Raw genomic sequence first — 22,437 nt, forward strand, 5'->3', positions numbered from 1 at the left:
ATTATAAGTTTTTAAAGGTTTCTTCTAGATGTTTGGTATAATTCTCTTTAAAGATAACGATATTTTCTGGTGTAGCGCCTTTTTCGACATCATGAAAATGAAATCCGTTTATGCGCTCCATTCCAGTGAATTTGTTCATTTTATGAAAACCAAACATTACGCCATCGTCTACAGAAGTTTCGTTGAAGAATTCTCCTGGAAGTGTAAAAGCTGTTGCAGGCGCATTCCAGCTTGTAGTCAACATGTATTTGCGTCCGTGTAAAAGTCCGCCGGTTCCGTAATTGATGTCTGGATTTACGCGGCTTCTTCCGTCGCTTTTGTAGATTCCGTTGTTGTGGCCTTGTGTGAAAACGTCATCGATGTATTTTTTGAAAAGATTTGGAATCTGAAACCACCAAACAGGTGTATGGTAGATAATTAAATCTGCCCAAACGAATTTTTCTACCTCTTTTTGAAGATCGATTTCGTCTTCAACGTGTGTTGTTTTTATTTCGTAATTGTTGTTTTTTGAAAGGAATTCTACTGTCCAATCCTGAACGGTTTTATTGAATTTTCCTCCTGAATGGGCAAATTTCTGCCCGCCGTTTATTATAAATATCTTTTTCATTTTTAACTGTTACTTGTTTTGAAAACGGATGTGTGAGGGATAGAAGTGGAAATCTCCCGATTTAGAAAAACAAGGCTTTTTAGCCGTAGTTTTTGTTATCGGGAATGCAACGGATAGCCCGACCCGCTTTTTCTGCGGGACACACCCAAATTATTTTAATTGTTTAGATTTGTTTTTAACACATAGAAACATAGATTTTTTTCTTTCTGGAAAAGGAAGTAGAAAGAAACTAGTTTCTAACACATAGGCATAACTATGTGAATTGATGCAAGTGAAACGCCTTAAGCGCAAAGCAAAACTATGTTTCTATGTGTTTAAAATATTATGTATAAAGTATTATTTAACTTTAGAAATTGCCTGATTGATGAAATCTAATTCTGAAGCAGAAAGATCAAAATTCATGGCGCCTGCGTTTGAAATGGCTTGTTCTGCATTTCTAGCTCCGGCTAAAACAATTGAAATTCCTTTTTGCAAAGTCGTCCAGCGAAGGACCAATTGCGAAATTGAAATGTGTTTATCGTTTGCTAAAGAGCTTAATTCTTCGATTAAAGTTTTTACTTGTTGTAAATCGAATTTTCCGAAATAGCCGTTTCGGTGGTCGTTTTCTTTTAGTTTGCTGTCGGTGAAATATTTCCCTGTTAATAAACCTCTTTCCATCGGACTGTAAGCAATGATTCCGATGTTTTCTGCAACTGTAAACGGAATTAAATCGGCTTCGATTGAGCGGTTTAACATGCTGTATGCTACTTGGTTTGAAGCAATCTGAACTGTTTTTTGTGCTTCTTTAATTTGATGGATATTGTAATTGCTTACTCCAAAAGCTTTGATTTTTCCTTGCTGAATTAGTTTTTCAACAGCTTCCATAGTTTCAGAAATTGGCGTTGTAACGTCTGGCCAGTGAATTTGCAATAAGTCAATATAATCGGTTTGAAGGCGTTTTAAGCTGTCTTCGATTTCTTTGATTACGTTTTCTTTTGATGAATATTTGTAAATCGGCACTTTTTTACCGTTGTCGTCAGCGTCGAAAAAGAAATCGCCTTTTCCGTTGTTGCTTCCGTCCCAAACTAAACCGAATTTAGTCAATAGCTGCACTTTAGAACGATCTACACTTTTTATGGCTTCGCCAATCATTTCTTCGCTTAAACCAAATCCGTAAAAAGGAGCAGTATCAATTGTAGTAACGCCATTATCAATTGAAGCTTGAATCGAGTCGATTGAATCTTTCTTTTCTGTTCCGCCCCACATGGTGCCGCCAATGGCAAATGCGCCGTATGTGATTGCTGATAATTCTAGTTCTGAGTTGCCTAATTTTCTATATTCCATGATTGTGATTTTTTCTGTTTAAAATTGATGAGGCAAAATTATACTGTTTTTACGAGTTGTATTTGGTATATATTTGTCTTTTTTAGGTATATTTGCATCTTCAAATAATTTTGACAATGAAAAAAGAAAATTTATATGAGCCTTTTACGGTTTCGTTTGAAACGCTGGATGAATATCCAGATGTGGGAGATCGTCATAATTTCTTTGAACTGGTTTATATTTTGGAAGGCACTGGTTCTCAATGTATCAATAAAAATATTTTTACATATGATCCAGGTCATTTGTTTTTATTGACGCCTGAAGATTGCCATAATTTTACGATTGAAACGAAAACGAAATTTTTCTTTTTACGATTCAATGATATTTATTTGAAAAACTCGAGTCTGCAGAATGAAAATATTCAGCGATTGGAATATATTCTTCAAAATGCGAATCATCAGCCTGGGTGTATTTTAAAAAATGATCCTGATAAATGTCTGGTAAAAGTGATGATTGAAGCGATTTGCCGTGAACATCAGGATAAAGATGTTTACAATCAGGAATTGATTCAGCAGTTGGTGAATACGCTGATTATTATTGTGGCGCGAAATATTGCGAAATATCTTCCGGAGCAGGTTTCTATTAGTACGGAAGCTAAAGCGATGGATATTCTTCAGTATATTCAGAACAATATTTATTATCCTGAAAAGATTAAAGCGGAGTCGATTAGTGATTATTTCGGAATTTCGAATACATATTTAGGTCGTTATTTTAAGAAACATGCGAGCGAAACGATGCAGCAGTATATCAGTAATTATAAAACAAAACTGATTGAGCACAGATTGCAATTCAGTGATAAGCGCATTAATGAAATTGCGTATGAATTTGGTTTTACGGATGAAAGTCATTTTAATAAATTCTTTAGAAAACAAAAGGGGTATAGTCCATCTGAGTTTAGAAAAACGATTCGATTGAGTGCTTAGTTTTTTGTTGGCCACGAATTGCACGAATTTCACTAATTTTTTTTGCCACTGATTAAAAGGATTATACAGGATTTTTTGTGACTTGATAATTTTTGCTCTCGCAGATTTAGCAGATTAAACAGATTTTTTTAGAATAAATCCGCGCAATCTGCTAAATCTGCGAGAGAAATAAAAAATAAAATCCGTGTAAATCTGCGTTTTCGCGAAAGCGAATCCGTTTTATCTACGTATTTTAATTTTCTTTCCCAACAATAAAATCAAAGTGTTCGGTTTTGCCGGTTTTGAGATTGTTGATTTCGTTTTGAATTAATTCTTCTAGAGAATCGGCGACAATATCTCGTGACCAAGATTCATTTTGTAGTTCTATTATTTGGCCAAATTTTCCTTTTGAGGCGGGATCGGTATCAAAAACCAAATAATCGCCATTTCTGCCAGTAGCAAACGGAATCCATTTTGGATTGGCGTAGTTGTCTGTGTTGATTTTTTCGAAGTCTATTTCTTGTTCTGGCAAATCGTCTTCGTCAAATTGTAAATCTTGTATTGAATTCCATTCTTCTTGAATATCTTCAAACGGAATTAAATCATAACTCCAATTGTTTACTCCAAATTGAAAAACGGCGGTTACAGCATCGTAATCGACATTTTGAACTTTATAAAAATTTAATAGAGCAGGAGGGATGGTTATTTCGTCTTCTATAACAGAATGATTTTTTATGTCTTCTTCTGAAATTCCTTCTGTAAGATTGTAGTAGTCGTTGTTTGTAGAAACAATTTTATTGATTTCTGCAATCCATTCCTGCCATAAAGGTTCGAATAGTTTAAATTCCGGATCAAGATTTGCTTTTGCCTTTTGGATTTTTTCTTCTTCTTCGCGGGCAGAAATACTTAAGCTGGTTATTTTTCCATCTTCTTTGTCAAACCAAACGCTGATTCCATTTAGGATAAAAGCACCGCTTCTGTCGCCTTTAAAGAGTTTGATAAGCTGATTTTTATTGTTTTCGTAATACCGAAACAATTCTTCTCCGTCGAAAATAAATTCTCCAGAAAAAATGCTTTTAGCACAATAATCATATTCTCTAACTTCAAACTCAATTGCAAGACTTTCTACGTGGTTTCCTTCTTTAGAAAATGCCATTATACCTTGATTGTCCCAAGTGTAAACGTGATTATACTTTTTTTGAATGTGTCTAGAATCTCCTAAAGCTTGTTTTAAAACTGTTATATCAATTGGGAATTCGATGTTTATGCTGTTAATCTGAAAGCCGGTTTTGGATAATTCAATTTTTGTCATTGCTGCTTTTTTGAGGAGTTTAAACTAGATGATTTTCTTAATTACACGTAGATTATGTGTGTGTTTATTCAGTTCAGGATTATAAATGCCAGAGTGATCCAAACGGTCAATACGGACCTTTCCGCTTGCATGGATAATGTAGTTGTTTTCCATAATGATCCCGACGTGAATGATGTTTCCTTCGGCATTATCAAAAAAAGCTAAATCGCCTGGTTCACATTCTTCGATAAAACTTAACGGTTCGCCTTCAAGTGCTTGTTGCGATGCGTCTCTATGAATTTTATAGCCATTTAATTTGTAAACCATTTGAGTAAAACCAGAACAATCAATTCCGAAAGGCGTTTTTCCGCCCCACAAATAGGGTGCGTTTAGGTACATAAAGGCAGTTTTGATAAGCGCACTTTTAGGTTTTATGCCACTGGTTTTAGTTCCTTCAAAATCAAAATTAGAAGTGTTGATTTCGTTATTGTTTAGAAAAGATAACGAAGCCCCCAACGGAATTGGAAGCAAAAGATTATTTGGAGCGGTGATGTAATCAATTAAGTCGGCATTTAAGATTATGGCCTCTTTGCTCAACTGATCAAACTGCTCTTTTGAAATGACCTGATATTGCTTAGAATCGACCCAGCCTTCGTAGTCGTCAAACTGAATCCGAATTTTAGCCCATTGATTATGGCGTTCTAAAATTTCGATGTGTTCGCCAAACAAAAGCTGTGTAACGATTTCACTTCTGTCACTAGCTTCAGCTCGAACGGGTACTATGGCAAGATTGCAGATTCCGAACATGTATGGAAATTTATAAGTTGAAAATCAGGAGTCATTTATTGATAACTCCTGATTTTTATTGATATTGTTTTAAGCTCTTTCGATAACAATTGCTGATGCTCCGCCGCCACCGTTGCAAATTGCAGCAGCTCCAGTTTTTGCATTGTTTTGTTCTAAAACGTTTAGCAAAGTTACAATGATACGCGCTCCAGAAGCTCCAAGAGGATGTCCAAGAGAAACAGCACCGCCGTTTACGTTTACTTTGTCGTTATCCAAATTTAAGATTTTTGCATTAGCTAATCCTACAACAGAAAATGCTTCGTTGAATTCGAAATAATCCACATCTGAAATTGAAATTCCAGCTTTATTCAAAGCTTTTGGCAATGCTTTTGCAGGACTTGTAGTAAACCATTTTGGTTCTTGCGCAGCGTCTGCATAGCCTTTTATGTACGCTAAAGGTTTTAATCCTAAAGCATTTGCTTTTTCTTCAGACATTAAAACTAAAGCTGCAGCTCCGTCGTTGATTGTAGAAGCGTTAGCAGCAGTAACAGTTCCGTCTTTAGTGAAAACTGGAGCTAAAGAAGGAATTTTATCTAATTTCACATTAGTATATTCTTCGTCTTTTGAGAAGATAACTGGTTCACCGCGTCTTTGAGGAACTTCAACTGGAACCACCTCGTTATCGAACTTTCCAGCGTCCCAAGCTTTTGCACTTCTTTCGTAAGATTGAATTGCGAAAGCATCTTGTTCTTCACGGCTAATGTTATATTCAGTTGCACATAAATCAGCGCAAACTCCCATTGCGTTGTTATCGTAAGCATCTGTCAAACCATCTTTCTGCATTCCGTCCAACATTGTAGCTGGACCAAATTTGTTTCCAGCACGCATTTGCACGTAGTGTGGAATCAAACTCATGCTTTCCATTCCGCCTGCAACTACAATTTCAGCATCTCCGCACGCAATTGCCTGAGCGGCGAACATTACAGCTTTCATTCCAGAAGCACAAACTTTGTTTACAGTTGTAGCAGCAACTTCTTCAGACAAACCAGCGAATAATGCTGCCTGACGCGCTGGAGCTTGTCCAACACCCGCCTGAATTACATTGCCCATAAAAACTTCATCCACAAGTTTTGGGTCAAGATTGATTTTTGAAAGGGCTCCTTTTATGGCAGCAGCGCCTAATTTTGGTGCAGGTACAGTAGATAACCCGCCCATGAAACTTCCGATAGGTGTTCTAACGGCAGAAACGATAACAACTCTTTTGTTCATGTTCTGTTTAATAATAGTTATCTAGCAAATTTACTGTTTATTTGAATAAATTCAAATTTTGTATTGAATCGGGTGAATTTTAAATTTAAGGTGAAATTTTTGTTAATTCTATTCGTTTGATTGTGAAGTGGTTTTGAAAAAAGATGAAAAAAAACTAAAAAAACTCAAAAAAAAGCTTGTGAGAAATGGAATGTTGTTATACATTTGCACTCGCAAAACGGAAGCAATTCCTTGAGCAAGGAGAGGTGCCAGAGCGGTAATGGAGCAGATTGCTAATCTGTCGACGGGTAACCGTCGCCAGGGTTCGAGTCCCTGTCTCTCCGCTTAAATTTTGCCTCGGGGTGTAGCGTAGCCCGGTTATCGCGCCTGCTTTGGGAGCAGGAGGCCGCAGGTTCGAATCCTGCCACCCCGACAGAAACTTTGCCATAAGTTTTAAAAGTAATGGTTCCATAGCTCAGCTGGATAGAGCAACGCACTTCTAATGCGTAGGTCGAAGGTTCGAATCCTTCTGGGATCACAACAAAAGCCACTCAGTTTGAGTGGCTTTTTTGTTTTTATATACAATCTAAGTCCATCCATACACAATAATAGCTTTGAAGTTTTTTTGTAACTTCTTTATATTATTGATTTTAGAATTGTATTTTTATACTACAACTTTAAAATCTTAAATAAATGGAATCTCTTATAATAAAATATAAAAGTTTAGGAATAACTGATGTATTGCATTATGAGAAATTTAATTTGATTTCTATTAGCCATCATTCTACAAAAATTGAAGGATCAACGTTAACTGAATTAGAAACTCAAATTCTCTTAGATAACGGTTTAACACCTAAAGGAAAACCTGTAAATGATACATTTATGGTTACAGATCACTTTAATGCACTACATTTTATCATTGAGAAAGCAAGAAATAAAACGCCAATAACAATAGAATTGATTAAAGAAATTAATTCTTATGTAATGAAAAATACAGGAGGCATTTATAATACTGTTTTTGGCGAAGTGGATGCTAGTAAAGGAATGTTTAGAAAAGGAAACGTAACTGCTGGGGTTTCCTATTTTCCTAATTATGATAAAGTGGAAAGATTGACTAATGATCTGATTGGATTTATTAATGAAAAAATGAAAACAAATTTATCAGTTGATGAAAAGTTGAATTTATCGTTTGATGCTCATTTTAATCTTGTTAGTATTCATCCGTTTTATGATGGAAATGGCAGAACTTCAAGATTGCTGATGAATTATATCCAGGCATTTTATGATGTTCCACTTGCCATTGTTAATAGCGAAGATAAGCAAGAATATATTCAGGCTCTGATTGATACAAGAGAAAAAGAGGATATTGGGATTTTTAGAGAGTTTATGAAAAAGCAATATGAAGAATATCTTTTAAATGAAATTAAAAAGTTTGAAGATGGGTTTTCTTCAAAATCAGGAAAAGGGTTTGGCTTTCTTTTTTAGACTATGTTTTACCAGTTAAGAACGCCCTTTTTATTTTATCGGAAGAAACTAGTTGCGTACGGTCCTTTTTGATAATTCCACTTTTTTTTTGCAAATTCGACGACTGAAAGATATTTTATGATAATATATAAAATTCCGTTATCGGCAAATATGCAATAAAATATCCTGCTCGAATAGTTCATTTTTGCCGATAGCGGAATTTATGATGTTTTACTGGTTTAAAAAATTAGGGACAATCTTTTGAATTCCATACAAGTACCATTTTTTTTTTTTTTAGATTTTTTAATGTTCATAGTCTTTAGAATCTTCCCCTTCAGTCATATCTATAGTTTTTGGATGTAGGGTCACCAGCTGTAAAACGATGGCAGTGACAACAACAAATAAGAGCATTATAAAAACGTTTCTCATTCCTCCATTATCAGCTGCTTTTCCTAAAAACTCAGTGATAACGGCTCCAGCCGAAATACCTACAAAATTCATAATTCCATATCCAGTAGCTCTGTAGCGAGGTGCAACAAACTGGCAAAGAATCGGCATATTGTTCGTGTCGTATATTCCAAATCCAAGCCCAAAAAGTATAGCTCCAAAAATAATAGCCTCTATATTAAAGCAGTAACCAAATAGAAATAATGCCGGGATGGTAAGAAATAACCCAATAACACTGGTGTAAATTCGTCCTTTAAGATGTTTCATCACCCATCTGTCTGAAATGGCACCACCAATTAAAACGCCAAAAAAAGAAGACATGGAAATGGTGACGGTTGCCATTGGTCCCGCTAAAGACATGTCTAAATGTAAAGTTTCGGTAAATAAGGTGGGCAACCAGTTTTTGGCGGCCCAGCCTGGTAAACTTGGTGCAGCAAAATAAAAGAGTAAAACCCAAAAGGAGATATTTCCAAATAATATTCCCAATCCTTTAAACATTTGCCTAAATTCATAATTGACAGATGATTTTTTTGAAGGATCAAAAAAGTAGACTTTCTTTTCCTGTAAAAAAAACAGCAGTACTAAACTATAAAGCACACCGAGTAAACCTACAGAGTGAAAGCTGAAATGCCAAGAAAAATGCTTAGAAATAGTGGCTCCAAAACCACCGAGTGCCTGCCCTAAATAAATTCCAGTAGTATGAATCGCAATTGCAAAAGAGCGTGTTTTTTCCTGATGGTAATCTGCAATCAAGGATAGTGCAGCTGGAATATAAAAGGCTTCGCTAAAACCCATAATGCCACGCAAAATATAAATCTGATTGAAAGTCGTGGCATAACCCATCGCCATAGTCACCCCTGACCAGATAAAAAGACTTCCTATAATTATTCTTTTTCTGTTAAACCGATCCGCTATAATTCCTGATACAGGACTCATGAGCGCATATATCCAAAGGAAAATAGCCATCAAAAGACCGAAATTTTCAGCTTTAGCCAATTCAGGAATGTCATCCATCATCGCTGATTTCATAGTGGATAGCATTTGTCGGTCTAAATAATTCAATAAAGCAACAAACCATAATAGGGCAACAACAATCCATGGATAGGATTTTTTTTCATTCAATTTCGCAATCATTCTCTTTTTTCAAAATAAAGGCCGAATATACGAATTCAAACGCAACAGCAAAGAATTAGCTTTCCAGGTTGCTTGTTATAATTTTTGCCTGCACTAAACTATTTAAGACAAATTAGAATCTTTAAATTTATTAAAAGTAGAGGTTCTTAGAATACTTATCCTATTTCTTCTGCTATTTACATATTTAAATGCTTCATTAAATGATCGTTATGTGCTGAATATAAAGCAAAAGCCTTCATAAATGAAGGCCTGGTTGTTAATTTTTATTTGAAAAAATAAAAATGGAAAATAAATTTGAAATCAGAGCTGCAATCACCCAGGAGCGCATCCAGAGGAATATAAAATTGTTGCTTTCACCATAATTTGTATATGCTAATGTTAGGGTTATAAAGAAGGTAGTTATCAAATTTTTTAAAATTTTTCTAAATGATTTCTTTATGATGACTTCTTTTACTTGCATCTTAGTTTAAATTTATCAGTTGAGGACCAAATTCTTCGTAAAAAATATTTTCTTCACTTATATTTAAATTGAGCAGGCTCTGATATTGTGTTCTGATAAAAATTTCTGGACCGCAGATATAAAATCTTGCCCCGCTGAGCTTAATTGAGGTACGACATTTTTCAAGATCTACTCGTCCGAGTAAAGTATTTGATGGCAGTTCTGTATCATTTTCAATTGTTTCATAAAAGGTATAAGTCTCGAGCCATTCTGAATTTTGGTTAAAATGCTCAATCTGTTTTTTAAAGGCATGTACAGTTTCATTTCTGCATCCATGGATCCAGACTGTTTTTTTATTCTGTAGAGAATTGATGTTCGTTTCCAGCATACTTAACATTGGAGTAAGTCCAACACCTCCGCTTATAAGCACCAAAGGGTCTCTTGAATCTTTTTCTAAGTGGAAAAGACCGGCAGGAGCAGAAATTGAAATGATATCTCCTTCGGACTTGGAATGCAAGGCATTGGACACTCTGCCTGACGGATTTGAATTCATGCCAGTTTCTTTTTTAACAGAAATTCTATAGTATTCTTTATTATAAGAGCTTGACAGACTGTATTGTCTTGGCTGAAGCAGATTTAGTTCCTTAATAAAAACTTGGACACTTATGAACTGGCCAGGATGAAAATCGGCTATTTCTTTTCCGTCCTTCGGATAGAGGTAGAATGATTTAATCTCTGATGATTCCTGTTCGATTTTTTTTATAATAAATTCTCGCCAGCCATTCCATCCTCCGTTTTTTGATAAATTTTCAGCGTAACGCTCTTTTTCAAGGTTTATCATGATGTCTGCCAGCTGGTAATAAGCAACTGTCCACGCTTCTAGAATTTCATCTGTGGCTGGCTCACCAATTACTTCCTTAATTGAAGCAATCAGATGATTTCCGACTATTTTGTAATGCTCGGGCTGTATGTTTAGGCTGACATGTTTTGATCCTATGCCTTTTAGCACGCCAATCAGTACGCTTGGGTTCTCGATATTTTCAGCGTAAGCTAGTACGGCATTGGCTAAAGCCGATTTCTGTTTTCCGTTGGCCTGATTACCCATGTTGAACATGTTTTTAAGTTCAGGATGATGCCTAAACATTCTTTCATAAAAATAATTGGTAAGCACTTCACCGCTTTCGCGGAGGATAGGTACTGTTGCGGCGATAAGCTCTTTCTGATTTGCAGTCATTTTGTGTTCTTTTAGATTTTATAAATATTTGGAATTCAGTAATTCAAATTGCATTGAATTCTGCATCCACAAATTTAATCTGGGAGATATGCTGCTTTTTATGATTTCAATCATAAAGAGAATTAATTAGTGAGGTGACACAGCTATTGACTTCAAAAAGTTTTAATTCATTTATAAGCACTTATGGTTCTCTTATAAAAATAATTCAATATCGGAAGGTGATTTCATTGTTTAGTATAAAGGTCTTTATAACACAGATAAAAAAAATCTGATTTTCGTAAATAGGCAAAATCGGTCGTTGAAAAAAGAATTAGCCTCATAAGTTTTTAATTGAGTTTTTTTGTTTTAACAATTAAAAAAACTCAATGTTTACAGGTGTTTCTGGCTTTTAAAAATATTTTGAAGTAAATTGCATCTTCATTTTAATTCTAATAACAAATAAAAATTTTTACTACGCCCCATGAACGAAGAAACAAATCTGTATAGAAATACCAAGAAAACCAGAAACTTACTTTTGTATGCTAGCGGAATCAGTGTTTTGTTAGCCATTGCATTTTTATATGGCATCGGAACTTTTGATGGAATATTTAAGGTAAAGTTATCGATTGCCTCTGGCGCTATTTTTTTAATAATGCTTGTTTTGATATTTAAAATGCTTGCAAGCGTAAAAGATAAGTCTCAGTTGATTCAAATAGATTCAAATGGGTTTTCTGGAAGAACAACTCCAGTTGCAAAAGCCTTTGGAAGAATAGAATGGCAAGATGTTACCGATGTGCAATTAAACAAAGTAGGAGGTGACACTTTGGTTGCGGTTACAATTGACAATATTACGAAGTACGAAGGCCGTGTTTCTAAGTTTCTTTGGAAAATGGCTCATGATGAGCAAAATTCTAAACTGAATATAATGTACTCTGCATCTGAAGTTGATATTGATGCAAAAGCTTTATACGATTTATTTTTAAGCTATTGGAAAAAATAAAATAAAAACGCCACTCAACTCAGTGGCGTTTTCGTTTATAATTAATTTCTTCCGGCTGCCCAAAAAATAGAATTTCGAAGCAGCGTAGTGTAAGCTTCATTTTGAAATAATTCTGGCGCGTGTCCCATAAAAATATAGACATTTCGGGAAGCAAAATGATCGTTTGTCCATACCACAGGATGATCTCCCATTTTTATTTTTGAATCGGGCTGGTAAGTAGATTCGTCGACAGAAGCCAGAACATGAACATTTGGCCGCGGACTTTTATCATAAGTATACCATTCTTCTTTTTTGATGATAAAATCAGATGGAACTCCTTTCGTTACGGGATGAGATTTGTCTTCGATAGTAACTTTACCACTTGCAAAATCGGGTATGTAATTCTTAAATGTGATTCCGCCCATAAAATCAGAAAACCATTTCCACATTGGGTATCCGTCAAATTCTCCGAGTAGAGTCGCATGATGCAAGCCAACCCAGCCGCCTTTTCCGCTGTTCATATATTTTTGAAAGGCCTGCATTGATTCTTCGCTCCAAGTATACGGAGGATAATCTAATTGGATAAAGACTTTATATTGTTTTAAAAGTTTTTCATTGATTGTTTTCGTGTTTTCAATATAATCAATTGTAAAACTGCTGTCAATGGCGAGTTTGTTGAGCCAAGGTTTTGCCGCTTTTGTAAAATCGAGGTGATGCCCGCCATTTTCATATAAAACCAAAGCTTTAAAACGAGACTTTTTTTGTTTTTGGGCTAAACAATTCTGCTCTACAAAACAGCTTAAAATAAGTAAAATAAAAAATATTGAATTTTTCATGAGTGCATTTTTTATCTAATTAAGGTTCAACCATTGCGGTTATGGCTTGTAAAAACCATGCTGAATGTGGAATCCATTGCTCGGTCCAGCGCCATTCGTTGCCTTTGTCTTCTGTTTTAAAATCAATTCCAGAACCATCTCCGTTCCCATCTTTGCCCGTAATTCCGTTAGAGATTCCACCTTTTTCTGAACCGTGTCCGTAATTAGAATGCATATAAGGAACGTTGCTTTCTCCAAATTGATACAAGAAACACATTGAATAGGGATTACAGCCTAAAATCCAAGACAATTGCTGTGATGCGAATAAATCGAGTTCTTTTTTTGTGCTGCTGTTCTTTGGAATCGAAATACTTTTTCCGCCTTCTATTGCTGCAGTTGCCAATGAAGCTAATCGGGCATTTTCACCTTGCCACCACCAGCCAGTCTCATTTTCATGCGGAATAAAAAATCCGTCTTGAATTTTATTATTATATAAAAAACTTTGTCTAGCGTACCCAAACGGATTTGCCACATTGTTTGTAACAGACAAATTATAGTCTAAAGCTTTTTTAATGACATTTTGGGCAGCATTCCTTTCTTTATTGTCAGTTTCCTTTTCCAGATATCTTGTAAGCGCAACGATTGGCAAACCTGCATCGGCGGCGTGCCAAAACGGACGATTTCCGTCGTTGCTTCTAAACCATCCTTTATCCGTCATTCGGTTTTCAAGTTTATGAGCCCATTTTCTAGCTTCATCTTTATAGAAATGATCATTGGTCACAATCCATAATTCTGTCGCCGCCATCAAAGCACAATAATCGTCTATAATGTTTTCTTTTCCGTCGTCGTCATATTTGGTATTGTTAGTTAAAAGATGCGAATAAGCTCGTTTGGCACCGTCTAAATATTGTTTTGAAGTAAAATCGCCGTTCTTATTCCATTTTGAAATTCTCGCAAGTGATGCTATTGCCATTCCTGCGCCTTCGCGAAAAGCAGATTGGTATTCATCTGTCGTAACACTATTGGCTTTGAGTCCAACAATTCTTCTCGCTGCTGGATTTTTATCAAAATAACTGAAAACAATCATATAGAAATAATCTTCATCAGAGAGACAGCGCATCATATAATCGGCACCCCAAATAGCTTCGTTATCAAGAGAATCTTTTATTTTCCATTGTCGAAGCTGTTTTGAGATTTTTTCAGAAGTATTGATTAACGACCAAGTCACCAAAGGCGTCTGCTGAGGCGATACAAAATTGGCGTAGGCTAAATGAGAAAAATATTTGCTTACATCTCCAGATGCATCGCACCATCCGCCGTGAACGTCTACTTTTTTTGTGCTTCCAAATAATAGCATGTTCTTGTCCGCTTTTAGTTCTTCAGGAGTATTGGCTCTTTGCTTGTTATAATAATGAACAATTGAAGAAATGGTTCTTTTAGCCAATATATTTTCTTCTATAGAAAAACGGGCAGAAGTATAAATTTGATCTGCAATTTTGAATGTAACTTTATAATTTCCCGGTTTTTGAAAAGAGGAAAAATCGGCTTTATAATAAAAAATGCCAAGTTTCCAATCGGCTACACTTTCTGCTTTTCCAATTTTAGAAGTAAAAACTGTTTTTCCAGAATCGGCATCTATAAGGTCAAAAGTTGAATTTAAAAGATTGCTATAATATTCAATAATGGCAATTTTTGGGCTCTTTGGATCAAACCCGACTTGATTGACAAAAATGACCGTTTTGCTATAAGCCGAAACAGAAAAGAACAAAACTAGTAATGCACAACTTAATTGTTTTCTGAATTTTATCATGGTTTAGTTTTTTAGCTAGTAGAAAAGGCAAATTACAAAAAAGAGAAATTTTACCTAAATCAAATTGTTTTGTTCTAAAAATCAAAAACCTGCAAAACAGATTAATTTTAGTATCGTTTATGCTAAAATTTAAAAAATGCTGATGTGTATTTGATGTGATTTTTTGCTGGCAAACAGTTTTAATTCATTATCCCTTTCACGTTTTTCATCTGACTGAAACATTTAGAGTGAATTTCTAGTCCTTCTCTGTACTGCTCTGCACTCATTCCGTACAAATAAGGTGTATTTTCTAAATCAATTTTATTATAAGAGGAAATTTCAAATTGATGTTGAATGGAATCTGACTGTCTGTTATCTTTTTTATTGGTGTTTTGGTTTGTCATAAAATTAAAACTTAAATGGAAAAATGGTTTATAGTATTTTAATTGCTTACGAGGTTAAAAGTTTTATTTTTTCGATTGCTTGTTTGTTTTCATGAGCGACTTCTACTAAGGCAAGTAAAACATCATTTCTAAATATTGTTTTGTTTCTAACGTTTCTAATTAAGGCTTTGCTTGGTGCTGGCTGCCCTTTTTTGACCATACAAGCAATGGTAAGATCTACATAAGTTACAGGTAAATGCTTATCTATAAATTCGTAAGCTTTTTTATTGTGAGAATTATCTTCTTTAAAATTGCTATTATTGATTAATTTTGACATATATTTGCTAATTATTATTTACATGGTAATGGTTTATGTAAATGTAAGAATATTATTATATTTATTATTCTTTTTAATGTTAAAAAATATATTTTGGCTATATATTTCTATGAATTTTAATGATGATGTATCACGAGAAACTAAGTAAATTCTTTAAGGATAAAGGATTAAAGCAGAAAGAAGTTGGGGCAATCTTAGGATTTAGCCCAGCTATGATTGGAAGATATTTACATGGAACGGCTAGTATTGGTTCTGAATTTATTATTAGCTTAAGTAAAAATTTTCCGGATGTGGATTTGAATGATCTTTTTGCTCATGATGAGCAGAATATGGTTAATGAAGCTGGAGCAATTTATGAAAAGCAAACTATTTTGAATGATCTGCAAGAAATAGAAGGCCGTATTCATGATATAAGGTTGCGCTTGGCAGACACAAAGTTCGAGGAATAATACATAATGAATTCCAAAAACAGCTAACAATTCTAAATTTTTCAGTATTAATTAAACCACTCCATTAGAGTGGTTTTTTCTTTTAAAATAGCTGACTTTTAACTAAATAAATGCTAAAGGGTTAAGCTTTTTTTTATTAAATTTGGTTAACAATTTCTAGCAGTAACCAATATGGAAAAATTAAAACGACCGGTTTATGTTAAACCAGGAGCGGATGATTTTTTTAAAAAGATGCGTTTAGAAGTGAATGAAACGGTCTTAAAAAACTCGTCCTTGTATGTATTAAATGTTGTGAAGTCTTTAGGGCTTCTGGCAGTATTTTTTTTGTTCTACGCCTGTATTTTAATTTTCGGGAACCAGACCCCCTTATTGTTTCTTTTTTATATTTTGTCTGGTATTACAATGATCGTTTTATTTATAAATGCTTTTCATGATGCTGCACACGGAGCTTTGTTCAAAAAGCCAAAGCATAATGAATGGTTTTTATATGTTTTAGAACTTTTTGGCAGTAACCATTGGCTTTGGATGCGGCGGCATATAGGTCTGCATCATGCGTATCCAAACGTGCCAGATTGGGATATTGACATTAAACAAAGTGATATTATTCGAATATTCCCAAACAGTCCACTATTTAATTATCATAAATACCAGCATATTTACATGTGGTTTATTTATCCGCTTTACAGTCTAAATTGGCTTTATATAAGAGATTTTAAAGACTTTTTTGGCAAAAAAAATAATTACGTTAAGAAAGTAGTAGACAAAATTCCAAAGCAGGAAATCTACAGGCTTTTTGCGGCTAAGATTATCAATCTTATTTATTTGCTATTTATTCCGATGATGCTTTTGAGCCAGCCTTGGCACATGGTTTTGTTGGCTTGGCTGTGTATGCACATGTGTGGCAGTGCAATTGGTGTGGTGGCTTTGGTTTCGACTCACGTTGACGAAGATGCCCATTTTCCAGGCACAGATGAAGACGGAAATCTTTCGGACACTTGGGTTGTGCATCAAATGATTGTAACAAAAGATTTTAGCACAGAAAGTAAATTGGCTAATTTTTTATACGGTGGATTCACCCATCACGTTGCACATCATCTTTTTCCAGCTGTTGGACATACGTATTATCCGTATATAACGCCAATTATAAGACGTTATGCAGAAGAATATAATCTTCCTTATACTTCTTATCCATTTTATCACGCTGTTCGTTCTCATTTTAGAATGCTGAAAAACAAAGGTGTAAAGGAAAATATTTTAGCTACAGGTGAGATATAGCTGTAAAAGGTACATATAAAAAAAGCGGTTTTAGAAAACCGCTTTTTTTATGCTTGTATTATTCTTTAATTTCAGCATTTTGCTTTTTGGTGTTCAGATCTTTTAAAAACGGACCTGTAATTTCAATATCAAAATTATCTTCTTTAAAAACCGTCAATTTAGACTCCGCAAATTTATAGACATTGATTTTATTGTTTTTAACATCAATAAACAAGTCATACGAATAAGTGGTGCAGTCATGCTGTTTGCATCCCCAAGCGTGCAGGATATTATCTTGCTTTTCAAAAGGAGTTTCGGTATTCCAGTTTTTTACCATTTGATCGTAATCAGAACCTAGTAGTTTTTTTAATCTTGGAGCTAAACTGCTTTTGGTTAAAAACTGCGTTCCGATGACGCTGGTAGAATTTAAATTGTATAAAGAATCATTTGGGTTTATAACAATACTGTCTTCTTTTAAAGCTTCTGTTTTTATAGAAGTAGAATCTGTTTTAGGAATACTTTCTATTGTTTGTTTTTTGCACGAAAGAAACATAAAACTGCTTAAAATAACCGTTGAAAAGTATGTGGCTCTGTAATTCATAATATAACTGGTTTTAGAATTAATAATTTTAATTTACAAAGTCGTAATGATCTTATTTTCATAAAGATATTAAAAATAATGTTGCTTTAGAAGTAATTTAGAGCAGATTGTAAATTTTAAAATGGAAATCTGATTAATCGATTTTAAGTTTTTTTGTTTAACTTCAATTTTTTAAAATTATCAGGCAATGAATCACATTTTCAAAATCTTAGTTTTTGCTCTTTTCGGAATTAGTTCTTTACAGGCTCAGAATGAAGTTTATACATCTCCAGTAGAAGTTACAATTTCAGATACGACATTTGTAAATCTGAGAGATTACAGCAATGATTTTGTATATGACATGAAATATGCAACCGAAGATAATTTTCTAAAAACCAAAGTATACAATTGTGCAGAATGCATGCTTCGTTTAAAAACTGTAAAAGCTTTAATTGCGGCCAATCAAGATTTTTTGAAGAAAGGTTACAGAATCAAAATATTTGACTGTTACAGACCTTTAGATATCCAGAAAAAAATGTGGGAGATTGTATCGAATCCGATCTATGTTGCCGATCCAAAAAAAGGCTCCATCCATAATAGAGGAGGAGCCGTTGATATTTCTTTGGTTGATATAACAGGAAAAGAAGTGGATATGGGAACTCCTTTTGACTTTTTCGGAATCATGGCCAGTCATAATTTTAAACAGCTTTCAAAAGAGATTCTTTCGCAAAGAGCATATTTAAAAAAGACAATGATTAAAAATGGCTTTAATTCATTTGATTCGGAGTGGTGGCATTATAATTTAAAAACCGGTTTAAAAGATAAAGTTTCCAACCAAAAATGGAAATGCGATTAATTATTCAACGCACCTAATATTTTCCATAAAATAAGTATTCGGATTCGTAACTTTTCCGGTTAACTCAGACGTAAGTTCTCTTTTTACAATGTAATCTTCAATATTGGTAAGGTATTTTACTCGCATAATCGAAATCGGAGACTTTTTCAGTTCTTCGTAATTGTCTTTCATAAACATGAAAATACCTGTATTTACACGATTATTATACCCTTTTTCATCACGAATTAAGGTTCCGCAATTTTCTTGATCGATATGCATTAAGGTTACAATTTTTCCGTTTTCTAACTGTAAAAAGATTTTAGAATTCTTGTCAAAACAATTGGCTTTAATAAAATCTTTACTTTTTTGAATTCCTTGTAAATTTAAAGTAGGCAATCCGTCAGTTTGAGCTAATGAGAAGAAAATATAATTAGAGTTTCCTCCAAAATGTTTTTCGCTCATTAGGTACTCATTGGTCACTTTGTAGCTCCCGATTGAGTCATTTACATTTACACTGTATTCACATGGTTTTTGTGCAAATGCGGTAAAAGTCAATAAAAAAAGAGTTAGTGTAATTAGTTGTTTCATTGTATTAGTTTATTTTGGTGCAAATTAAAACTATTTTGTTATCTTTTACATCAGTTGTAAAAAAACAATACAAATTACCTCCATTTTTTATTTTCCATTTTTTTCGAATGTTTTCAACCGTTTCCGGGAAATTGCGCGTCGTAATATTTGCCTGCTTATTCGCCAATTCGTGTTTCATTTCATTTTTATTGTATGAAATGACTTTTTGAACTTCAAATTTTCTTCCAGGAAAATCAATTAAATTATCTGAAGTATACAGATGTGAATGTTTGTGCAGTTTGTCAATTGTAAAAATACTGCTTACTTCATCAAAACCGCCCGATTTCATGATAGCGGCATTTGGCTCGTAAAGATATTTCTTCGGAAATCCATAAGATAAAGATGAGGTTTCTCCACCTAAAACAAACTCAAAAGTTTCTGTTTTTTCTTTTAAAATATTAGCCGTTTTTAAAGTTATTTCGCCAGAATAATCTTTATGAATTTCAAAAAGCAGTTCTTTAACTTCGTTTTCGAGCGCTATGATATGAATGTTCTTTACATTTTTTAATTCTGATAATCCTGCCGAAATATCCAATAATGGCGCAGTTTTAATTAAAATATGATCTGATTTTTCGAAATAGAAATCAAGCAATTCAGGAACATTTGGCAGACAGTCTTTCAGCATAAAAACTTTGCCTTTACTGTCATTTCTTCGCGAAGGATCAATATAAATCCAATCAGACTTCTGATTTTCTTTTTCTAATACATGAATAGAATCGCCAGCATAAAAAGTGGAATTTTGAACTTTTAGCTGTTTGAAATTGTGCGACACAATTGCTGATAAATCTTCGTTTATTTCACAATGTGTTATCGATTTGAATTGCTTCGAAAAATAATAATCGTCAACTCCAAAACCTCCGGTTAAATCAATTAAAGTTTCTCCGGAAATTAATGACGCTTTGTAAGCCGCAGTCTTTTCTGAAGAAGTCTGTTCTACAGAGATTTTACTCGGGTAAATAATGTTTTCGGCAGCAAACCAAGTCGGAAGTTTTTCCTTAGCTTTTGTTCGAGCTTCAATTTGATTTAAAATTAAAATCCAATCCACTTCTGGAAACGGATTTTTTTGGAGCGCCAACTTTGTTATATCTGCATCAGTATTTTTTTTAATAAATTCCTGTATGTTTTGATGCAAAATAGAAGTATTCAATTTTTAGATTCTTTCGGTTAATACGGAGACAATTTTATTGTTTGGAAAAAATTCTTTTAAAATTACTTTAATCATTGTAAAAGCTGGAACCGCGATAATCATACCGACAATTCCAAATGTAATACCGCTGATCAAAATAATTAAGAATATTTCTAACGGATGCGAATTTACGCTTTTTGATGAAATTATCGGCTGACTGACATTATTGTCAATGGCTTGAACGACTAAAAAGCCTATAATTACATAAATTGTTTTAGGTAAAATTTCCGATTGAAAATCTTGCCCAATCATACTGATCATGGTTAAAATTCCTGCCAAAGTTGTTCCGATAATTGGCCCTAAATAGGGAATCACATTTAAAATAGCACATAAAAACGCAATTACAAAAGCATTTTTATTTCCAAAAATCAATAATACAATTAGGTACAGAATAAATACAACAATTAGCTGTAATAGCAATCCAATAAAATATCGGGTCAGTAAATGGTTAATTTTAGTGATAGAATTCAGGATTTTATCTTCATTTGAATCAGGAAGTATTCTTCTCGCCTGATTTTTAAAAATATCTTGATCTTTAATAAAAAAGAAAGTAATAAAAAATACCGATACCAAGCCCATTCCCATATTAGCCATAAAATTGATTATGGAATTTATGAATCCTGTAAAATAGCTAAAATCTAATATTGAGGTTAGTTTAGAGTCTTTTATAACTTTATTTAAATCGATATGCTGGATATTAAAATATTCTTCCAAATGGGTTTCGGTTTCTATAAATTTTTCCTGTAAATGCGCCGTATCCAAAAGTGCTAAATTATTGGCTTGAGAAATAATTAATGGGACAAACAATAGAATGAAGCCAACTATCAGAAAAATGAAAAAGATAATGGTAGTGGTGGCTGCCAGAGAATTGCTGAATTTAAGTTTGTTTTTTAAAAATAAAACCAGCGGGTTTGCAATTAAACACAATATTAAAGAAATGCACAAGTAAACAATTACAGTTTGAATTTCATATAAAAAATATAAAACGATGCCAATTATTAAGATTGTAGCTAAAGCTCTTAAAATTCCGTTCGAAATAGTTTTTGACGTGATCATGTTTAAAATTTAGACTATAAATATAGGAAAAAGCATTTTAAAATTTAGGGTTAAACAAAAAAAGCGAGATGAAAACATCTCGCTTTAAATTGTGTTTTGTTAACAATTATTGTGCAAATGAGGCTCTAGCTCCTCCAGTTGTAAAAATTGCTGATATTCTGTTTTTCTGTCCTGTCGAAAACATATACATTGCTGCATCGTCAACATAATCCATGTAGTTCATTGTCATTTCTACAGGTGTGCCAGAACAAGTGCTGTAATGTGGGTAAGCAGGAACGCCATAGTTTGCAGTATTGTGCGTTGGAGTGTCTGAAACTAAATCGCTTCCGCAAGTTGCATCTCCCCAGATGTGACGTAAATTCATCCAGTGTCCCACTTCGTGAGTTGCCGTTCTTCCTAAGTTAAATGGAGCGTTTGCAGCACCAGATAAACCGAAATAGCGAGAATCGATTACCACTCCATCAGTTGAAGAAGCACCTCCAGGAAATTGCGCGTATCCTAAAATTCCGCCTCCAATGTTGCAAGACCACATGTTTAATTTTGTAGTTGGAGAAGTTGGTGCAATTCCGCCTTGAGCAGTTTTTTTCATCGCATCGTTTGTTCCCCAAGAAGTTTTGGTTGTCGATTTTCTAATAACCTGATCCAAAACAAATGAGATTCCGATGTTCGCTTTAACTCCTGAGAATAATGCTGGCACATTATTGTAATCAGAGTTCAGGGCATTAAAATCTTTGTTTAAAACATCAATCTGCGATTGAATTTGTGTGTCCGAAATGTTTTGTGCAGCGGTTCTGTAAAGAACATTAACTACAACTGGAATTTCGATTTTTCCATTTACCAAACGGCCTGTAAAAGTAGAACCAGCATGTTGTACCGTAAAAGTTTCGATTTCGTTCATTCTAATAGCCAATGAAGGGTCGGCTTTCAATTGAGCTTCTAAAACTTCTTGTGTTGCACAGCCTCTTCTAGAAGCAACAGTTGCATCTGCATTAGCAGATTCTGATGATTCATTTTGACAAGCAAACAGCATTAATGCTGCAAATGTGGTAATAATAACTTTTTTCATAATAATTTGGGTTTTTTGTTATAAAAATGTTGATTAGTTGAATATTGATGCAATTTTATAACAAAAAAGTATTGTAGAAAAATATTACAAAGAATAATTTGTGAGAAATTTTACAATCCCTTACGAACATTGATTCCTACAAAAATTGACTAAAAAATATTATGATGTATTTTCTTATTTTGTAATTT

General features: G+C 33.9%; 23 protein-coding genes and 3 tRNA genes. 9 read left to right on the plus strand and 17 right to left on the minus strand.

Features of this window, described 5'->3' with window-relative positions:
- Position 1: 1 nt before the first annotated feature.
- Positions 2-607: an NAD(P)H-dependent oxidoreductase gene (locus tag ACWA1F_RS20515; protein ID WP_456896479.1), complete on the minus strand. Its 606-nt coding sequence runs from the start codon at positions 605-607 to the stop codon at positions 2-4.
- 336 nt (positions 608-943) lie between these two features.
- Positions 944-1,930: an aldo/keto reductase gene (locus ACWA1F_RS20520; protein ID WP_456896481.1), complete on the minus strand. Its 987-nt coding sequence runs from the start codon at positions 1,928-1,930 to the stop codon at positions 944-946.
- Between the two features lie 116 nt (positions 1,931-2,046).
- On the opposite strand from ACWA1F_RS20520, the gene ACWA1F_RS20525 reads away from it, so the two are divergent.
- Positions 2,047-2,892 carry an AraC family transcriptional regulator gene (locus ACWA1F_RS20525; RefSeq protein ID WP_456896483.1) on the plus strand — a complete coding sequence of 282 codons (846 nt, stop codon included), beginning with the start codon at positions 2,047-2,049 and terminating at the stop codon, positions 2,890-2,892.
- Positions 2,893-3,124: 232 nt separating this feature from the next.
- Here the strand turns inward: ACWA1F_RS20525 and ACWA1F_RS20530 are convergent, their stop codons facing one another.
- The 3 genes from ACWA1F_RS20530 to ACWA1F_RS20540 form a co-directional block, all read right to left on the minus strand.
- A complete protein-coding gene (locus tag ACWA1F_RS20530) occupies positions 3,125-4,183 on the minus strand; it encodes an SMI1/KNR4 family protein (RefSeq protein WP_456896485.1) in 1,059 nt (352 codons plus the stop codon).
- Between the two features lie 24 nt (positions 4,184-4,207).
- Complete coding sequence (locus tag ACWA1F_RS20535) at positions 4,208-4,969, minus strand: C40 family peptidase (protein WP_456896487.1); 762 nt, start codon at positions 4,967-4,969, stop codon at positions 4,208-4,210.
- A 69-nt stretch (positions 4,970-5,038) separates the two neighbouring features.
- Positions 5,039-6,217: an acetyl-CoA C-acyltransferase gene (locus ACWA1F_RS20540; protein ID WP_456896489.1), complete on the minus strand. Its 1,179-nt coding sequence runs from the start codon at positions 6,215-6,217 to the stop codon at positions 5,039-5,041.
- A 239-nt stretch (positions 6,218-6,456) separates the two neighbouring features.
- Here ACWA1F_RS20540 and ACWA1F_RS20545 point away from each other — a divergent pair.
- The 4 genes from ACWA1F_RS20545 to ACWA1F_RS20560 all read left to right on the plus strand — a co-directional run bounded on the left by ACWA1F_RS20545 (position 6,457) and on the right by ACWA1F_RS20560 (position 7,681).
- A tRNA-Ser gene (locus tag ACWA1F_RS20545) sits at positions 6,457-6,540 on the plus strand.
- A gap of 14 nt (positions 6,541-6,554) precedes the next feature.
- A tRNA-Pro gene (locus ACWA1F_RS20550) sits at positions 6,555-6,629 on the plus strand.
- Between the two features lie 31 nt (positions 6,630-6,660).
- A tRNA-Arg gene (locus ACWA1F_RS20555) sits at positions 6,661-6,734 on the plus strand.
- Between the two features lie 155 nt (positions 6,735-6,889).
- Positions 6,890-7,681, plus strand: coding sequence for a Fic family protein (locus tag ACWA1F_RS20560; RefSeq protein ID WP_456896491.1), 792 nt, complete (start codon positions 6,890-6,892; stop codon positions 7,679-7,681).
- Positions 7,682-7,963: 282 nt separating this feature from the next.
- Here the strand turns inward: ACWA1F_RS20560 and ACWA1F_RS20565 are convergent, their stop codons facing one another.
- From ACWA1F_RS20565 to hmpA, 3 genes are all read right to left on the minus strand, one after another.
- Complete coding sequence (locus tag ACWA1F_RS20565; protein WP_456896493.1) at positions 7,964-9,241, minus strand: MFS transporter; 1,278 nt, start codon at positions 9,239-9,241, stop codon at positions 7,964-7,966.
- A 256-nt stretch (positions 9,242-9,497) separates the two neighbouring features.
- Positions 9,498-9,701 carry a DUF2798 domain-containing protein gene (locus ACWA1F_RS20570; RefSeq protein ID WP_371878226.1) on the minus strand — a complete coding sequence of 68 codons (204 nt, stop codon included), beginning with the start codon at positions 9,699-9,701 and terminating at the stop codon, positions 9,498-9,500.
- 1 nt (position 9,702) lies between these two features.
- Positions 9,703-10,914: an NO-inducible flavohemoprotein gene (gene hmpA / locus ACWA1F_RS20575; protein WP_456896496.1), complete on the minus strand. Its 1,212-nt coding sequence runs from the start codon at positions 10,912-10,914 to the stop codon at positions 9,703-9,705.
- A 460-nt stretch (positions 10,915-11,374) separates the two neighbouring features.
- On the opposite strand from hmpA, the gene ACWA1F_RS20580 reads away from it, so the two are divergent.
- The gene (locus tag ACWA1F_RS20580) at positions 11,375-11,893 is read left to right on the plus strand and encodes an STM3941 family protein (protein WP_456896498.1); all 519 of its coding nucleotides are present in this window, start codon (positions 11,375-11,377) and stop codon (positions 11,891-11,893) included.
- Between the two features lie 41 nt (positions 11,894-11,934).
- On the opposite strand, the gene ACWA1F_RS20585 is transcribed toward ACWA1F_RS20580, so the two are convergent.
- The 4 genes from ACWA1F_RS20585 to ACWA1F_RS20600 form a co-directional block, all read right to left on the minus strand.
- The gene (locus tag ACWA1F_RS20585; protein ID WP_456896500.1) at positions 11,935-12,708 is read right to left on the minus strand and encodes a ThuA domain-containing protein; all 774 of its coding nucleotides are present in this window, start codon (positions 12,706-12,708) and stop codon (positions 11,935-11,937) included.
- A 19-nt stretch (positions 12,709-12,727) separates the two neighbouring features.
- Positions 12,728-14,497, minus strand: coding sequence for a glycoside hydrolase family 9 protein (locus ACWA1F_RS20590; RefSeq protein WP_456896502.1), 1,770 nt, complete (start codon positions 14,495-14,497; stop codon positions 12,728-12,730).
- A gap of 179 nt (positions 14,498-14,676) precedes the next feature.
- Complete coding sequence (locus tag ACWA1F_RS20595; RefSeq protein ID WP_456896504.1) at positions 14,677-14,880, minus strand: hypothetical protein; 204 nt, start codon at positions 14,878-14,880, stop codon at positions 14,677-14,679.
- Positions 14,881-14,926: 46 nt separating this feature from the next.
- A complete protein-coding gene (locus ACWA1F_RS20600; protein ID WP_456896506.1) occupies positions 14,927-15,196 on the minus strand; it encodes a hypothetical protein in 270 nt (89 codons plus the stop codon).
- A 119-nt stretch (positions 15,197-15,315) separates the two neighbouring features.
- On the opposite strand from ACWA1F_RS20600, the gene ACWA1F_RS20605 reads away from it, so the two are divergent.
- Together ACWA1F_RS20605 and ACWA1F_RS20610 are read left to right on the plus strand one after the other, a co-directional pair.
- Positions 15,316-15,645 (plus strand): helix-turn-helix domain-containing protein, encoded by a 330-nt coding sequence (locus ACWA1F_RS20605; protein ID WP_306160506.1) that lies wholly within the window; start codon positions 15,316-15,318, stop codon positions 15,643-15,645.
- 171 nt (positions 15,646-15,816) lie between these two features.
- Positions 15,817-16,920 (plus strand): fatty acid desaturase family protein, encoded by a 1,104-nt coding sequence (locus ACWA1F_RS20610; protein ID WP_306160504.1) that lies wholly within the window; start codon positions 15,817-15,819, stop codon positions 16,918-16,920.
- 58 nt (positions 16,921-16,978) lie between these two features.
- Here ACWA1F_RS20610 and ACWA1F_RS20615 read toward each other — a convergent pair whose 3' ends face one another.
- The gene (locus ACWA1F_RS20615) at positions 16,979-17,500 is read right to left on the minus strand and encodes a hypothetical protein (RefSeq protein WP_456896508.1); all 522 of its coding nucleotides are present in this window, start codon (positions 17,498-17,500) and stop codon (positions 16,979-16,981) included.
- 187 nt (positions 17,501-17,687) lie between these two features.
- Between ACWA1F_RS20615 and ACWA1F_RS20620 the strand changes: the two genes are divergently transcribed.
- A complete protein-coding gene (locus ACWA1F_RS20620) occupies positions 17,688-18,335 on the plus strand; it encodes a M15 family metallopeptidase (RefSeq protein ID WP_456896510.1) in 648 nt (215 codons plus the stop codon).
- Here the strand turns inward: ACWA1F_RS20620 and ACWA1F_RS20625 are convergent, their stop codons facing one another.
- The 4 genes from ACWA1F_RS20625 to ACWA1F_RS20640 all read right to left on the minus strand — a co-directional run bounded on the left by ACWA1F_RS20625 (position 18,336) and on the right by ACWA1F_RS20640 (position 22,249).
- Positions 18,336-18,902 carry a hypothetical protein gene (locus ACWA1F_RS20625; protein WP_456896512.1) on the minus strand — a complete coding sequence of 189 codons (567 nt, stop codon included), beginning with the start codon at positions 18,900-18,902 and terminating at the stop codon, positions 18,336-18,338.
- A 4-nt stretch (positions 18,903-18,906) separates the two neighbouring features.
- Entirely contained in the window at positions 18,907-20,088 is a 1,182-nt protein-coding gene (locus ACWA1F_RS20630) for a THUMP-like domain-containing protein (RefSeq protein WP_456896514.1), read from the minus strand.
- Positions 20,089-20,091: 3 nt separating this feature from the next.
- The gene (locus ACWA1F_RS20635) at positions 20,092-21,183 is read right to left on the minus strand and encodes an AI-2E family transporter (protein WP_456896516.1); all 1,092 of its coding nucleotides are present in this window, start codon (positions 21,181-21,183) and stop codon (positions 20,092-20,094) included.
- A gap of 106 nt (positions 21,184-21,289) precedes the next feature.
- Positions 21,290-22,249, minus strand: a complete 960-nt coding sequence (locus ACWA1F_RS20640) for a zinc metalloprotease (protein ID WP_306160493.1) — start codon at positions 22,247-22,249, stop codon at positions 21,290-21,292.
- Positions 22,250-22,437 lie beyond the last annotated feature (188 nt).

The sequence above is a fragment of the Flavobacterium erigeronis genome, from assembly GCF_054075165.1.

Bases quoted from the DNA above. Each gene is read 5' to 3' on its own strand.
- ACWA1F_RS20515 (WP_456896479.1), bottom strand. From the start codon at position 607: ATGAAAAAGATATTTATAATAAACGGCGGGCAGAAATTTGCCCATTCA.
- ACWA1F_RS20520 (WP_456896481.1), bottom strand. From the start codon at position 1,930: ATGGAATATAGAAAATTAGGCAACTCAGAACTAGAATTATCAGCAATC.
- ACWA1F_RS20525 (WP_456896483.1), top strand. From the start codon at position 2,047: ATGAAAAAAGAAAATTTATATGAGCCTTTTACGGTTTCGTTTGAAACG.
- ACWA1F_RS20530 (WP_456896485.1), bottom strand. From the start codon at position 4,183: ATGACAAAAATTGAATTATCCAAAACCGGCTTTCAGATTAACAGCATA.
- ACWA1F_RS20535 (WP_456896487.1), bottom strand. From the start codon at position 4,969: ATGTTCGGAATCTGCAATCTTGCCATAGTACCCGTTCGAGCTGAAGCT.
- ACWA1F_RS20540 (WP_456896489.1), bottom strand. From the start codon at position 6,217: ATGAACAAAAGAGTTGTTATCGTTTCTGCCGTTAGAACACCTATCGGA.
- ACWA1F_RS20560 (WP_456896491.1), top strand. From the start codon at position 6,890: ATGGAATCTCTTATAATAAAATATAAAAGTTTAGGAATAACTGATGTA.
- ACWA1F_RS20565 (WP_456896493.1), bottom strand. From the start codon at position 9,241: ATGATTGCGAAATTGAATGAAAAAAAATCCTATCCATGGATTGTTGTT.
- ACWA1F_RS20570 (WP_371878226.1), bottom strand. From the start codon at position 9,701: ATGCAAGTAAAAGAAGTCATCATAAAGAAATCATTTAGAAAAATTTTA.
- hmpA (WP_456896496.1), bottom strand. From the start codon at position 10,914: ATGACTGCAAATCAGAAAGAGCTTATCGCCGCAACAGTACCTATCCTC.
- ACWA1F_RS20580 (WP_456896498.1), top strand. From the start codon at position 11,375: ATGAACGAAGAAACAAATCTGTATAGAAATACCAAGAAAACCAGAAAC.
- ACWA1F_RS20585 (WP_456896500.1), bottom strand. From the start codon at position 12,708: ATGAAAAATTCAATATTTTTTATTTTACTTATTTTAAGCTGTTTTGTA.
- ACWA1F_RS20590 (WP_456896502.1), bottom strand. From the start codon at position 14,497: ATGATAAAATTCAGAAAACAATTAAGTTGTGCATTACTAGTTTTGTTC.
- ACWA1F_RS20595 (WP_456896504.1), bottom strand. From the start codon at position 14,880: ATGACAAACCAAAACACCAATAAAAAAGATAACAGACAGTCAGATTCC.
- ACWA1F_RS20600 (WP_456896506.1), bottom strand. From the start codon at position 15,196: ATGTCAAAATTAATCAATAATAGCAATTTTAAAGAAGATAATTCTCAC.
- ACWA1F_RS20605 (WP_306160506.1), top strand. From the start codon at position 15,316: ATGATGATGTATCACGAGAAACTAAGTAAATTCTTTAAGGATAAAGGA.
- ACWA1F_RS20610 (WP_306160504.1), top strand. From the start codon at position 15,817: ATGGAAAAATTAAAACGACCGGTTTATGTTAAACCAGGAGCGGATGAT.
- ACWA1F_RS20615 (WP_456896508.1), bottom strand. From the start codon at position 17,500: ATGAATTACAGAGCCACATACTTTTCAACGGTTATTTTAAGCAGTTTT.
- ACWA1F_RS20620 (WP_456896510.1), top strand. From the start codon at position 17,688: ATGAATCACATTTTCAAAATCTTAGTTTTTGCTCTTTTCGGAATTAGT.
- ACWA1F_RS20625 (WP_456896512.1), bottom strand. From the start codon at position 18,902: ATGAAACAACTAATTACACTAACTCTTTTTTTATTGACTTTTACCGCA.
- ACWA1F_RS20635 (WP_456896516.1), bottom strand. From the start codon at position 21,183: ATGATCACGTCAAAAACTATTTCGAACGGAATTTTAAGAGCTTTAGCT.
- ACWA1F_RS20640 (WP_306160493.1), bottom strand. From the start codon at position 22,249: ATGAAAAAAGTTATTATTACCACATTTGCAGCATTAATGCTGTTTGCT.